This is a genomic window from Neomoorella stamsii (assembly GCF_002995805.1).
In the GTDB taxonomy this organism is placed as follows: Bacteria; Bacillota; DSM-521; order Neomoorellales; family Neomoorellaceae; genus Neomoorella; species Neomoorella stamsii.
On the sequence record NZ_PVXL01000082.1, the window covers coordinates 1 to 12050 of the forward strand.

A 12050-nucleotide genomic window follows, 5' to 3' on the forward strand; every position below is an offset into this window, starting at 1 on the left:
CCACAACAACTACGTCTACTGATGATGAAGATGAAGGCTTAGTCTGCCTTCTTGGACTTCATCATAAAAATGAAAATCTAAGAGAGCAAGAGATTTAACGAGCTAGAAGCAAATTATTGAGATAGGGGGGATGGCGTAATGGCTGACGGGCAGCACCAGCTCACCATTATCAACCGGGAAAAACTCGTTATCAGCGGTGTCCTCCAGGTCCTTAATTACGATGAAGAAGAAATACTGCTGGAAACAACCATGGGGCTACTGGCTCTAAGGGGAAAAGATTTTAATATCAGCAATTTGAGCTTAGAGACAGGTAATCTCGAGGCCAGTGGTACGGTAAATAATCTTAGCTACAGCGAGGGAAAGGGCGCCAGGGGTAAGGGCTTGCTCCAGCGCCTGCTTAAATGATCCCTGTACTGGAACAGTGGCAGATATTTCTGGCCCTGTGCGGGGCAGGGCTTTTGCTGGCCTTCGGCTTTGATTGCTACCGCGTCGGCCGCTATTTTTGGCGGCCGAAACGGTTGCGCACCCATATGGGTGATGCCCTGTTCTGGTTAATCTTTACTGCTTTAACCTTTACTTTGCTGATGTTCATTAACTGGGGTGAGGTACGGGCCTATGTTTTCCTGGCCCTGGGTCTGGGGACCATCCTGTATGCCGGTTTCTTAAGCCGGGGCATGCGCCGCCGGTTATACACCGGCGGGCGTTTGCTGGCCAGGATGATGGCCGTTGGCCGCCGCTTTTTAAGGCAGACAGTTCTGGTTGTCATTATTCCAGGGAGCATGGTTTTTAGTTGTTTAACGTTCCCTTTTGCAGCTTTAAGACTTTTCCTGCGGCGCCACCACCCCGGCGGTCCTCCCGGCGGGGTGAAAGGTTAATTATTTTTCTCCCACCAGGAGGATTTTTTTCAGGAAGGGCGAATTATAAATTTTGTCCAATAGTTGTCCACAATATGTGCATAAATTGTGGACAAACATGGGGAAGATGGCGTGCAGATTGAAATTCGCGGCGCAGAAAAGCTGAGCTTCCGGGAACGCCAGGTGGTGGCCCTGAAAGAGATGGGCCTCAGCAATGAAGAAGTAGCACGCCGCCTGAACTTGAGTGCCAGCAGCGTGGCTACCCTTTACCACCGGGCCCGGACCAAGGGTTACCAGGTGGTAATTGTCCTGCCCGGCGACTCCTTAAGCATATTTGCAGGTGAAGAAGATGGGTAAGGTAGTGCCATTTCCCAAAAGACGCTGGAACTGGCCGGGTATAGTAGTTAGTGTCCTGGCAATCTACCTTTTATACTCCTTTGCCCATGTAGGCCTGGCCCTGTACCAGACCAACCTCCAGATTAAGGCTTGCCAGGAGCAGAAGGCGGCTTTGCTGGCCGAAGGCAACCGCCTGCGGGAGCAGATTAAAGAGCTCAATAACGATAGTTACATTGAGCGGATGGCCCGGGAAGAACTGGGCCTGGTAAAACCTGGGGAAACAGTAATTATACCGGCGGTACCGGGCCAGGTAAGGCCCTATATTCCTCCTCAGCCGGGCCATGAATTTCGTGATTAAAATTCCTCCAGGTTATTGACAAATTTCTTAACTCTTGCATATAATGGGAGTAGCTTTAAACGAAAACAGGAGGAATAGCATTCGTATGTCCATTGCCGTAGGCACCGTAGTGGAAGGAGTGGTCAGCGGGATCACCAAGTTCGGTGCCTTTGTAGAATTGCCCGGCGGCCTGACGGGGCTAGTCCATATTTCCGAGGTAGCCGACACCTACGTAAAAGATGTCAAGGATTTTATTAAGGAAAAGGACCGGGTAAAGGTTAAGGTCATCAATATTGACGAAAAGGGCAAAATTGGCCTTTCCATAAAGCGGGCTGATCCCAATTATGACGAAAACCGGCGCAGCCACCGCCACAACCGGGCTGCTGCGGCATCTTCCTTTGAGGACAAATTGGCCCGTTTCCTGAAGGAAAGCGACGAGCGTTTACAGGATCTCAAACGGCACACAGAGGCCAAGCGTGGCGGCCGGGGGGCACGCGGTTTTTAGGACTTTATTTTTTTAAAATTATATAAGTCAATTCATCCGGGCACCCTACAGGTGCCCTTTATTGTGCAGGTGAGCCGGAATGACATGCTATGCAGCCCTGGATATTGGTTCTAACTCCGTCCGCCTCCTGGTTGGCGAGGTGCAAGGTGCCTCCGTGCAGCCCCTCCGGGCCGCACTCCGCAGCACCAGGCTGCTGGCCGGGGCAACGGATGGGTGGTTACAAAGGGCAGCCGTAGAGCGGACAGTGGCCGCCGTCGCCGAGCTGGCCGCCCTGGCCCGGGACTACCAGCCCCGGGACCTGGTTTGCGTTGCTACCAGTGCTGCCCGGGAGGCCCGTAATCCGGAACTTTTGCAGGCCGGGGTGGCAGGGGAGGCCGGGTTGGACTTAATTATTATCGATGGGCATACGGAAGCCCGCCTGGCCTACCAGGGCGCCCTGGCAGGCCTTAAGGAACCGGCTTTCAATCCCCTGGTAATCGATATCGGTGGCGGCAGTACGGAACTCAGCTGGCAGGAGGAAGCCGGACTGCAACTGGTGAGCGTTAAGGTTGGTGCCGTGCGGGCTACTGAAACGGCCATGCCAAGGGTGGCTATGGAGACGGTGCTTGCTCCCGTTCTCGCCCGGGCGCGAAAAGCACGGCCGGGACAAATTATTGGTACCGGCGGGACCATAACCACCGTTGCAGCCCTGGAACTGGGCCTGGAGCGCTACCAACCGGAACTGGTTCATGGTATGATCTTAACTGCTGAGCAAGTTAAAAGCTGGCGCCGGGTTCTAACGGCCATGACCCTGGTTGAGAGGCGGCAGCTTCCCGGCCTCCAGCCGGAGCGGGCAGATATAATTGTCGCCGGCGTCACCATCCTGGAAATAATCCTCGCCGGACTGGCCGCAGGCAAGCTGGTGGTTAGCGAGACTGACCTCCTCTGGGGGTTACTGCTGGCCCGGGCTAGAGGGGAGAAACTGGCATGAGACTGGTAGTAGCAGTTACGGGAGCAACGGGGGCAGTATATGCCGTCAGGCTCCTGGAGGCCTTAAAGGAGGCAGGGGTTGAGGTACATTTAATTTTAAGCCACTGGGCCGGGGAAACCCTGCGCCTGGAGACGGGGATGGGAGTTGAAGCTGTCCAGTCCCTCGCCGCCTGTTGTTACCAGGAAAACGACCTGGCGGCCGCTGTGGCCAGCGGTTCATTCCAGCACCAGGGGATGGTGATCATCCCCTGCAGTATGAAAACCCTGGCCGGTATTGCCCATGGCTACGCAGCCAACCTCATTATGCGGGCGGCTGATGTCACCCTGAAGGAAGGGCGCCGGCTCATCCTGGTCCCCCGGGAGACCCCGTTAAACGTCATTCACCTGGAAAATATGTTGTCCCTGGCCCGCCTGGGGGTAGTCATAATGCCACCCATGCCCGCCTTTTACTACCGCCCCAGGACCGTTGACGAAGTGGTCAACCACCTGGTAGGTAGAATCCTCGATCAACTGGGACTGCCTCACGACCTGGTACCGCGCTGGGGAGGAGCCACTAATGAGGAATAGTTACTGGCTTAAGCCTGCGGCAGTTACGCGAGGACCGGGGAGCATGGCCAAAACCAGTAAATTTTGGAGGTAGAGGGAATTGCGGCCGTTAACTTATATGGCCGGCAGGGGCCGCTATCGTATTTTTTGCCGGGTTTTCGCCACCAGGGAGGGCTATATTGCCCACCTCATGGGCGGTACCAGGCCCCATGTAGGTGCCGTGGCCCTGGGTATACCGCGGCCAAGCTTAAAAGGTAACTACTTGAGTGCCACCACTTCGGTATTAACTCTCCTGGGCCATAAGGATGATGAACTGGCCCGGCCAGCGGCAGCCACCCTGGCGGCCGGTTTGAACTCACCGGTGGTGGTAGTTGCCGGGGTGCACATAGATGGAGCTTCTCCTGAAGAGCTGGCCAGCCTTAAGGCAAATACCCGCCGGGCGGTGGTGGGTATCATCAAGGTCTTGCACCGGTAACCTCAAAACCCAGGCTCCTCAAAGTAGTTATATCAGCCACCCCGGTGGCCTTTAAGCCCTGGTGGAGTTGAAATTCCCTGACGGCCAGCTCCGTCATCAAGCCGTAGTCGCCGTCGGTAGGACCAAAAAGGTAAAACCCCTTTTCCCGGAGCCTGGCTTGCAGAGTTACTACTTCCGGTGAACCATACCCGGGTTTCAGGGGACCGGTGGGCTGGGTATAGGGTCCTTTAACGACCACCGGGGTTCCTACAGCCAGCCAGGGGTAGATTTCTTCAATATCTTCGTTGTACATGCGAAAGCAACCTGCCGACGCCGCCCAGCCAATGGACCAGGGGCGGTTGGTGCCGTGGATGCCGTAGTTGCCCCAGGGGACATTGAGGCCCATCCAACGGGTACCAAAGACGCCGCCGGCTTCATAGGCTTTGTCAATTATCTTCCACTCCCCAACGGGCGAAGGGCTGGTATATTTGCCGATGGCTACGGGGTACTGGCGGAAGACCTGGCCCTCTACCAGGATGGTAAGGACCAGGCGGCCGGTATCGACGATAACTTTAAGGTTTTTACCCTCCGGCGGGGCCGTCCCGGAAGCGTTGCTGGAGTTTGAGGCACCCTGGGCCAGGGCCAGCCAGGTTGCCGGGCCCACCTGGCCCCGGGGGGTTAACCCCCGGTCTTTCTGGAAGTTAACGACAGCCCGGTTGGTGGCACCGTCATAAACGCCATTGAGGGGGCCGATATAATAACCAAGCTGCGCCAGGCGCAGCTGGAGGTCGCTGACGTCCAGCCCTCGCAGGGGGGGATCTGTCAACTTCAACAACCGCTCTTCGCCGGAGCAGGGGCAGGGTCCGGGGGCTCCGGCCGCTACCGGCGCCCCCGTTAACATTATAGAGAAAAAGAAGGCCAGGAAAAACAGGAGCCAGGAGAGCCTGCACTGCAATGTCTCTTCCTCACAGTAGTAGATTGTAGAGGAGTCGTTCATTGAGGCATCACCCCCATCAGCAAAGACCCATATGGAAATTAGCGCTCCGTATAGTATTTCCCAGAACCGTTATCCTTTACAGACCCTCCCTCTGGTAAGTTACACCATGGGTTTAGCCGGCCGGGGTTAAGGGTACATTAATCCGGGAAACAAACTAAAGGGCAGGGGAAGTCATTTTATGTGGTTAGCGCTTTTAATGGCCCTTGTTTCAGGTATAGCCATGGCCTTTCAGGGCTCCCTCAATTCAGCCCTGGGTAAAATTATTGGCCTCCTCCAGGCCACCCTGGTTGTCCACCTCACGGCCACCCTGGTAGTGATTATCCTTCTTTTTACCCCTTTAAGCGACGGCAGTTTGAGTAAGCTGATCCACTGCCCCTGGTACCTCTGGCTGGGGGGCCTAATCGGCGTCCTCATTACTTACGGGGTAGTGGCTAGTATCCCCAGGGTAGGTGTAGCCCTGGCCACTACGGTTATTATTGTCGGCCAGGTATCTACCGCCCTGCTAATTGATCACTTTGGCTTATTTGGCCTGGATAAAATGCCCTTTACCTGGTGGAAGGCTGCCGGCTTGGTACTCCTGGCTGCCGGCGCCCGGTTAATGCTGAATTGAGGCCTACCCTGTAGTGGGGAAGCAAAAGGCATGGTCAAGATAATTGCCGAGGCAGATAGTGACGGGGTGCTGAGAGTTTATATCACGGGACCCCATGCACTGAATTAATTGCCGAAGGCACACTTGCAATAAGCCATGGGCTTACTGCTAAAGAATTGCCAGCCACCAATCCATGCCCATCCGACCCTTTCAGAAGCCCTGATGGAAGTAGCCGAGGCTGTGTATGGGATGAATATCCATTCTTATATTGTAGGCTCTCGTAAACTCCCAGAAAAAACCAGAGAAAACCAGGTAATAAACCGATTGAAGCCGAGGGCCAGGAAGTGGTGAGGTTACTACCCAAGACTTAAATATTAAGTCATCGTCTTGTTGTTGTGGACGATGATGGAGGTTTAGTCTGCCCTCTTGGACTTCATCATAAAAAATGAAAATCTAAGAGAGCAGGCGATTTAACGAGCTAGAAGCAAATTATTGAGATAGGGAAGTGATGGCAAAAATACAAGACATATTAGATGAGCGAATTAACGAGGTCGCATCACCAACAAATATAAGCCATAATTGGATGATAGAGGAAAAAGGGGAAACAAAAAAAGAAAAGCAAAGCTAACCCCCAAAGTAAGCGTATTTCAGGGATTTACTGGAAAAGGCGTTGCTCAAGCGCGCGAAATCTTAAGCCACCAGGGGATGACCCAGCACTTCGGCCCAGATGTCCCAGCCATGAGATGAAGCTTCGGCAATCCAAGCATCCAGGTGCAGGTTTATAGCCACCAGGTGGTTGCGCCAGAACCAGGCCTCCTTGCTCCTAACACGGCAGCGTTCCAGCTCATAATTAACCTTTGGCGCGCTTAAAAGAACGCTCGCAGGCGGAACGGTTGGCGTAAACTTTCTTCCAGGTCAAAGAGTTGCGAGGCGTTGGCGTAAAGAGAGGCCGGTCATCATGGGGCTTAGTATAAACGGTACGGCTATAAGGCGAAGGCGAGCAAGGGCCGGGACAATTAATCACCGGTTTAACCCGCTTGCTGCCGGCAGCCAGAGGGTGACGCCACTTAATACGCGAACGCTTTTTATCAAAGACGTTTTAAACCATAAGGTGGCCAGCCGGGCAGCGCGGGATGCCATACTCATTAACCCTCAAACGGCGGTGTATGCTGAAAATGACCACGGTTATGCGGATTAAGATCAATAATAGGTTCCATCTCCCAGGCCTGATGCAGGCGATAGAAGTGATAAACATCATGAGCGGCATCCCACAAAGCCTTAGCCACCTTAAGGTAAGGGAAAAGCTCCCTGAATTGGGCCAGGGCCACCCCCAACAGGACCGAGTCATGGCGACGGGCCTGAGCCAGGAAACAAAAAGAGGCAACTTATAGCGGCTACTGGCAGCGGTTAACTCATAAAGAGTATAACCGTAGAAATAGGTATTCCGGTAGCTGTCCCAACCGAAAGGATGATAGCGTCGGGGTCCGGGTAACTGTGGGGGCAGGAACAGCGGAAGATTCCCTGCTCGCGGCAATGGCATACCTTCACGCAGGCCGGGCTGGTGCCTGTGCGCAAAGGAGAACCATCCCCGGCGACCATTAAAGCCAGAGGGTCAGGAATAAGGCCCAGATCCCTTTGGCTGGCAGGCTGCACTGGTGCTACCTGCCTGTACAGTGGACTTTCAGCACCAAGTCAGCGTCTATGCCAGGCATACAATAAAAAGCCCCGGTAATACCGGGGCTTAGCAAGTATAAATACCGGCTTTATTAGTTTTCCCCAGGAGCGCTGGTAAAGGTCGGGGCATCGGGGTTAAATTGTCCCTCTGGTTTCCTGGTGATAAAGCTCAAAACGACGGTGCTGATCACGGCCATTACCACGGCGGCATAGGTTTCCGTAAAGGCGGGATGTACGGGGAAATGGCCATATTTGGCCTTATAAAAGACCCAGAAGAATCCTGCAATGGCGGTGATAACCATCGCATAGACGGCTCCTTGGGGCGAGGTTTTGCGCCAGTAGATGGCAAACAGGAGGATGACAAAGAGGGAACCCCGGATGGTATAGGCGAAATAAACCATATCCAGGATGCGAGTACTGCCGTACATTAAGAGGGCTAGAAGCAGGCAGGCGATCCCGGCAACACCGGTGCTTATCCGGGAAACCAGCAACAACTGCTTTTCACCGGCCTCCGGGTACCAGAGTCGCTGGTAGAGGTCTTTCGCAAACATCGTCCCGGCAGCCAGGATAATCGGCGCTACAGTCGAGAGGATAGCCGCCATTATAGAGGCCAGAACAATGCCGCCGACTGCCGGGTTCAAGTGCATCATTAGGGTGGGTAAGGCCAGCTTGGCATTGGCAAGCTCCGGGAAACGTACTTTAGCGGCCATGCCCAGCAGGGCGGTGAGAATGCCGAAGGGGGCGACGACAAAAGCAGTAATAAAGGCCCCTTTTTGCGCTACCCGGACGTCCTTTGCCGCCAGGATGGGCTGGATGCCGGCCTGGGCGGTGCAGGCACCGAGGACGGATGCGATAATCCAGGAAGAGATATGAGACCAGCCGATGCCGGTCCAGCTAAAGTAAGGCTGGGCGGGCAGGTGACTTTTGAGGGAGGCCAACCCACCGATGTCGGCCAGGACAAAGACCACGGCCAGGACGGCGCCACCGTACATGGCGATCAGGTGTACTAGATTGGTATAACCGATGGCCGTCATCCCCCCAGCCAGGGTGTAGGCGATAAACCCGATTCCCAGGATGACAACAGCTGTCTCGTAACTGAGACCCAGGACCGAGACGCCCAGGGTGCCGGCGGCGATGACCTGGGCGGTACCGACGGCGATCATGACGAAGATAAGTAAAACGCTGGTAACGACGCGGGCATTGACACCGAGAAATTTTTCCACAATCCCCGGTACGGTTACAGTATCCAGGCTACGGTATAATTTAGCAAAGAATAAAGCCAGGACAATGACGCCGATACCGTTGGCTATGGTATACCAGGCCCCGGAAAGGCCGGCAATAAAACCGTATTCCGAGATACCGGTAGTCGAAGTGCCGCCAAGCCACTCGCCAACCCCGACGACGACCACCATCAGGACACCCAGGCCGGCCCCGTGGAAGGATCTGGCGCTGCTGGTCTTTTTCCGGGCATAAAGGCCGATGGCGATGGTCAGGGCAAAATAGGCTAGGATAATCAGTAATTGCAAGGACATAGAATTGTTGCCCTCCTGTAATAGTGTATAAACAAGGCCTGAGATAGGGACTCAATTATGACAATTACGAAATTACTCTGCTTCCGTTCCTCTAATTAACAGGCCGTTCCCCAGATTTATGAGTGCTGGGAGGCATATATATGCCTCCCGGGTCAAGAATAGCTATGAGTTTAGTCCACCGGCACTTCGATATCAAGAAGGGGTGCATATTGCTGGCAGCCAAATACATCGGAATCTCCCGGGCTGCCGCTGGGCCGCCGCCGGTAGATGGTGAACTTGATGGCATAAGCCGGGTCAAATTCAACGAAATCAGCGATTCTTTCCGGGCTGATAGCATAAAGTTTGCAGATGGTTTCCGGGGTCAGGACCCCGCTTTTTTTGACCAGCTCGTAGTTTTCCTTTTCCCGGAAAATGATATCAAAGGTAATTTTATCGGTACCGGCATTTTTGCTGCGGATGGTTTTGGCTAGGTTGATCAGTTTTACGGTAGCCATTGATATTACCTCCTTACTTCCCTGCTTCCGTCAGGTAGGTGGGGAACAATTCTAACGGGTCATCCAGGGCGACGGTGTGGTTTATGGTCCACATATAGGCGGGTGACGCCGGCAGTACTTCGTCGACGACAAAGGCGACGCCGCCGGCAGTGCCTTTAACCTCTGGCAGGCGGGCATAAAACATCTGCCGGGTGCCGATCATGGTGATTTCCTCAGCCATGGCCTTTGTAGGGGCGACACCCTCGACGACGACGCAGAGTTCATGGGAGCGGATTTCTTTCACCGGTTCCAGGTCACCCATGACTCCGTTCCTGCCAAAAACATGGTAATGGAGTTCATAACCAGTATCGCCGAAGCGTTCCCGGGCCTGGGCCTTCGCCCACTCAATGACCTTGTCGATGTTCTGGATGGTATAGGGGTCGCGGATACCGGCTATTCCGATATAGCGCTCGCCCACCTTACCGGAACCCTCCAGTTTCACCCACCATTCTTTTGAAGGAATAAACTTAGGCCCGGTAATGCGGCAGGTCTTGTCGTCATACTGCTCATAGCGGCAGTTGCTCATATCCAGCATGCCACCCAGGACGTACTCGTAGTAGGGATTGGATCTTTCGTACATGGCGTGACCAGCCACCGAGGCCACGGTGCAGCGCTGGTCCGGGTGCATGGCCGTGACCAGGACTTCCGTTTCGGTAATGGTGCCGATGACTGTCTCCTTACCACCGTAGGGTTCAGCACAGAAGGAGGCACACTCCAGGACCTTGCCCAGGTAGTAGGCCAGGTCCTCCGGGAAACCGGCGCGGATGGCCGGGGCGGCAAAAATAACACAGTCACTGGAGCGGCCGCCGATGATGACGTCGGCACCCATATCCAGGAGTTTAATGTAGGGGTGGACGCCGGCCACGGCGACGATGCGATCAGTCTTCTCCAGCTCTTCCCTGGTCAGGTCGGGGCGGCCGTCCAGGCCCTTGATGGCTTCGCCCTTTTCCATTTTGCGGGCCAGGTAGTCCTTGCTTATTTCGGAGTAGAAGTAACCGATTTTAAATTTGGGAAGGTTGTGTTTCTCGGCAAGCTCTTTAATAATATTGACGTAACGGTCGACGCGGCTGTTGGTACCAGTGTCGCCGGCGGAGCCGATGATCATCGGCACACCCAGCTTGCGGGCGGCGAGCAACATGTGCTCCAGGTCGTGTTTTTGCCATTCCAGCGGGCTGGTGGATGTATCAGCGCCCAGGGGCCCGGGGCCGATGTCATCGCTACCGGAGTCAGCCAGGATGAAATCGGGCTTGGTTGCAACTCCCCGGTAAAAACTGCCCGTCTTGATTGGGGCAAATCCCAGGTGACCGTTGGGGCAGAGAAAGCGCAGCGATTTCCTTTCCATAACTCTTCCCTCCAAGATGTTATCACGTGTTATAACGTGTAATTTTTCTATTCTACATGGGTGTCGTTTTTCCTTCTGGTTAAAATAAAAAATATAAGATTTTAGAGGGACAGGTTTAAAGGGTCGGTCATAAATCATCGTTAATATTGATTTTAACGCCGGACTATGCTAGTCTTGTTATGACAACAAGGCTGCAAGTTATGGAGGATTTAGCTATGCCTGAAAATATTTTGCCATTAGAACCCAGGGAATGGGAAATATCACCGGAAAAATCCAAACCCCTTTATCAACAATTAAAAGATGTCCTGGCAGGTCAAATTAAAAACGGCATCCTCAAGGCGGATGATCGCCTGCCTTCGGAAAAGGAACTCTGTGCCATGTATAATGTCAGCCGGATTACGGTGCGCCAGGCCCTGGCGGAACTCACCAGGGAAGGGCTTATTTATCGCAGTCACGGTAAAGGCACCTTTGTCGCCCGACCCCGCATCCAGCAGGAACTAGTAAGGGTGACCCCTTTTGAGGAAACCCTGCGTAGCAAAGGACTGGAACCCTCCACAAAATATTTAGGCGCCAGCTTTATACCGGCCGACTACCACCTGGCCACTGTGTTGGCAATTCCCATTTCCACCGATGTGATGCGGATGGAACTCCTGGGCCTGGGAAACAATGAACCCATGGTATATTACCTTTCCTACTTCGCCGGTGAGCTGGGGCAAAAATTATGCGATCTGGCCCTCGAACTTTCCCAGCAAAGAGTTGCTTTTTCTACTTTTGATTTGTATGAAAAAGCAGGGATACCTGCGCCTGCCATGCTGACCCAATCCTTTGAGGCCATTGCCGCCAGGAGGGAACAGGCCAGAATATTGGGCGTTAAACAGGGGGAACCCCTGCTCCTGGTAACTTCCCTGGTTTATACCGCCGCAGGCCGCCCGGTAGAATACAAGCAGGCAGCCTACCGGGGTGACAAATATAGCTTTTATATAACCAGGCCGGTTAACCAGGGAAAAGGTTATAACGAGTATTGACAATTGGGGCGATAATGGTATAATATCATTGTAAATAAAAGACTAGGCAATGAAGTCTGTTTCTGGTAAAGAAGCCTCCGGAGCGCTACGAGCACCCCGGAGGCTTTCTCGTTGTATATTATGTATTTCTCTGTTTCGGGATTATAAAAAAATTAAATAAAAGTTTTAAAACCAGCAGGAAAACCGAGTTGTGCATCGAATAGTTATAACAAGTTATGACAAAAAATGAAAGCATTCCTGTAATGATGTAAGGTAGGTGTTGCCAATAAAAAAGCCTCCTGGTAAAAAAATAATAGACCAAAACAAACAAACCAACCAGGAGGCGAGAAACCGAATGAATGAGGTGCAAAAGAAATT

Annotated in this window: 16 protein-coding genes; 11 read left to right on the forward strand and 5 right to left on the reverse strand. The window is 53.5% G+C overall.

Annotation, left to right across the window (positions count from 1 at the left end; all coding sequences use genetic code 11):
- Positions 1 to 138: 138 nt before the first annotated feature.
- The 8 genes from yabP (at position 139) to lpdD (ending at position 4022) form a co-directional block, all read left to right on the forward strand.
- Complete coding sequence (yabP, locus tag MOST_RS16810; RefSeq protein ID WP_054935776.1) at positions 139 to 405, forward strand: sporulation protein YabP; 267 nt, start codon at positions 139 to 141, stop codon at positions 403 to 405.
- Positions 402 to 875: a spore cortex biosynthesis protein YabQ gene (yabQ, locus tag MOST_RS16815; protein ID WP_054935777.1), complete on the forward strand. Its 474-nt coding sequence runs from the start codon at positions 402 to 404 to the stop codon at positions 873 to 875. The genes yabP and yabQ overlap by 4 nt, the downstream gene beginning before the upstream one ends.
- A 111-nt stretch (positions 876 to 986) precedes the next feature.
- A complete protein-coding gene (locus tag MOST_RS16820) occupies positions 987 to 1211 on the forward strand; it encodes an RNA polymerase sigma factor (RefSeq protein ID WP_054935778.1) in 225 nt (74 codons plus the stop codon).
- On the forward strand, positions 1204 to 1548 hold the full coding sequence (locus MOST_RS16825; RefSeq protein WP_054935779.1) for an FtsB family cell division protein: 345 nt from the start codon (positions 1204 to 1206) through the stop codon (positions 1546 to 1548). Before MOST_RS16820 ends, MOST_RS16825 begins: the two co-directional genes overlap by 8 nt.
- A gap of 85 nt (positions 1549 to 1633) precedes the next feature.
- Positions 1634 to 2032, forward strand: a complete 399-nt coding sequence (locus tag MOST_RS16830) for a S1 RNA-binding domain-containing protein (RefSeq protein ID WP_054935780.1) — start codon at positions 1634 to 1636, stop codon at positions 2030 to 2032.
- 79 nt (positions 2033 to 2111) lie between these two features.
- The gene (locus tag MOST_RS16835; protein WP_054935781.1) at positions 2112 to 3002 is read left to right on the forward strand and encodes a Ppx/GppA phosphatase family protein; all 891 of its coding nucleotides are present in this window, start codon (positions 2112 to 2114) and stop codon (positions 3000 to 3002) included.
- The gene (locus MOST_RS16840) at positions 2999 to 3568 is read left to right on the forward strand and encodes a UbiX family flavin prenyltransferase (protein ID WP_054935782.1); all 570 of its coding nucleotides are present in this window, start codon (positions 2999 to 3001) and stop codon (positions 3566 to 3568) included. The genes MOST_RS16835 and MOST_RS16840 overlap by 4 nt, the downstream gene beginning before the upstream one ends.
- A 79-nt stretch (positions 3569 to 3647) precedes the next feature.
- Positions 3648 to 4022, forward strand: coding sequence for a prenylated flavin chaperone LpdD (gene lpdD / locus MOST_RS16845; protein WP_106007237.1), 375 nt, complete (start codon positions 3648 to 3650; stop codon positions 4020 to 4022).
- On the opposite strand, the gene MOST_RS16850 is transcribed toward lpdD, so the two are convergent.
- On the reverse strand, positions 4003 to 4998 hold the full coding sequence (locus MOST_RS16850) for a L,D-transpeptidase family protein (protein WP_083476473.1): 996 nt from the start codon (positions 4996 to 4998) through the stop codon (positions 4003 to 4005). The genes lpdD and MOST_RS16850 overlap by 20 nt on opposite strands.
- 178 nt (positions 4999 to 5176) lie before the next feature.
- Here MOST_RS16850 and MOST_RS16855 point away from each other — a divergent pair, with 178 nt between their 5' ends.
- Entirely contained in the window at positions 5177 to 5608 is a 432-nt protein-coding gene (locus MOST_RS16855) for a DMT family transporter (protein ID WP_054935784.1), read from the forward strand.
- A 937-nt stretch (positions 5609 to 6545) separates the two neighbouring features.
- A complete protein-coding gene (locus MOST_RS17090; protein WP_153060789.1) occupies positions 6546 to 6785 on the forward strand; it encodes a hypothetical protein in 240 nt (79 codons plus the stop codon).
- A 209-nt stretch (positions 6786 to 6994) separates the two neighbouring features.
- Here MOST_RS17090 and MOST_RS16870 read toward each other — a convergent pair whose 3' ends face one another.
- From MOST_RS16870 to MOST_RS16885, 4 genes are all read right to left on the reverse strand, one after another.
- On the reverse strand, positions 6995 to 7240 hold the full coding sequence (locus MOST_RS16870) for a hypothetical protein (RefSeq protein ID WP_054935786.1): 246 nt from the start codon (positions 7238 to 7240) through the stop codon (positions 6995 to 6997).
- Between the two features lie 113 nt (positions 7241 to 7353).
- Positions 7354 to 8793: a sodium:solute symporter family protein gene (locus MOST_RS16875; RefSeq protein WP_054935787.1), complete on the reverse strand. Its 1440-nt coding sequence runs from the start codon at positions 8791 to 8793 to the stop codon at positions 7354 to 7356.
- A gap of 170 nt (positions 8794 to 8963) precedes the next feature.
- Positions 8964 to 9287: a DUF4387 domain-containing protein gene (locus MOST_RS16880; protein WP_054935788.1), complete on the reverse strand. Its 324-nt coding sequence runs from the start codon at positions 9285 to 9287 to the stop codon at positions 8964 to 8966.
- Positions 9288 to 9300: 13 nt separating this feature from the next.
- Positions 9301 to 10668 carry an acyclic terpene utilization AtuA family protein gene (locus tag MOST_RS16885; protein WP_054935789.1) on the reverse strand — a complete coding sequence of 456 codons (1368 nt, stop codon included), beginning with the start codon at positions 10666 to 10668 and terminating at the stop codon, positions 9301 to 9303.
- A 215-nt stretch (positions 10669 to 10883) separates the two neighbouring features.
- Here MOST_RS16885 and MOST_RS16890 point away from each other — a divergent pair, with 215 nt between their 5' ends.
- On the forward strand, positions 10884 to 11693 hold the full coding sequence (locus MOST_RS16890) for a GntR family transcriptional regulator (protein ID WP_054935790.1): 810 nt from the start codon (positions 10884 to 10886) through the stop codon (positions 11691 to 11693).
- The last annotated feature ends 357 nt before the right edge of the window (positions 11694 to 12050 follow it).

What these genes read in the sequence shown, in the direction of transcription:
- MOST_RS16880 (WP_054935788.1), bottom strand. Translation starts at nt 9,287, where the DNA reads ATGGCTACCGTAAAACTGATCAACCTAGCCAAAACCATCCGCAGCAAA.
- MOST_RS16875 (WP_054935787.1), bottom strand. Translation starts at nt 8,793, where the DNA reads ATGTCCTTGCAATTACTGATTATCCTAGCCTATTTTGCCCTGACCATC.
- MOST_RS16835 (WP_054935781.1), top strand. Translation starts at nt 2,112, where the DNA reads ATGACATGCTATGCAGCCCTGGATATTGGTTCTAACTCCGTCCGCCTC.
- yabQ (WP_054935777.1), top strand. Translation starts at nt 402, where the DNA reads ATGATCCCTGTACTGGAACAGTGGCAGATATTTCTGGCCCTGTGCGGG.
- MOST_RS16830 (WP_054935780.1), top strand. Translation starts at nt 1,634, where the DNA reads ATGTCCATTGCCGTAGGCACCGTAGTGGAAGGAGTGGTCAGCGGGATC.
- MOST_RS16890 (WP_054935790.1), top strand. Translation starts at nt 10,884, where the DNA reads ATGCCTGAAAATATTTTGCCATTAGAACCCAGGGAATGGGAAATATCA.
- MOST_RS16885 (WP_054935789.1), bottom strand. Translation starts at nt 10,668, where the DNA reads ATGGAAAGGAAATCGCTGCGCTTTCTCTGCCCCAACGGTCACCTGGGA.
- MOST_RS16855 (WP_054935784.1), top strand. Translation starts at nt 5,177, where the DNA reads ATGTGGTTAGCGCTTTTAATGGCCCTTGTTTCAGGTATAGCCATGGCC.
- MOST_RS16825 (WP_054935779.1), top strand. Translation starts at nt 1,204, where the DNA reads ATGGGTAAGGTAGTGCCATTTCCCAAAAGACGCTGGAACTGGCCGGGT.
- MOST_RS17090 (WP_153060789.1), top strand. Translation starts at nt 6,546, where the DNA reads ATGGGGCTTAGTATAAACGGTACGGCTATAAGGCGAAGGCGAGCAAGG.
- yabP (WP_054935776.1), top strand. Translation starts at nt 139, where the DNA reads ATGGCTGACGGGCAGCACCAGCTCACCATTATCAACCGGGAAAAACTC.
- MOST_RS16850 (WP_083476473.1), bottom strand. Translation starts at nt 4,998, where the DNA reads ATGAACGACTCCTCTACAATCTACTACTGTGAGGAAGAGACATTGCAG.
- MOST_RS16840 (WP_054935782.1), top strand. Translation starts at nt 2,999, where the DNA reads ATGAGACTGGTAGTAGCAGTTACGGGAGCAACGGGGGCAGTATATGCC.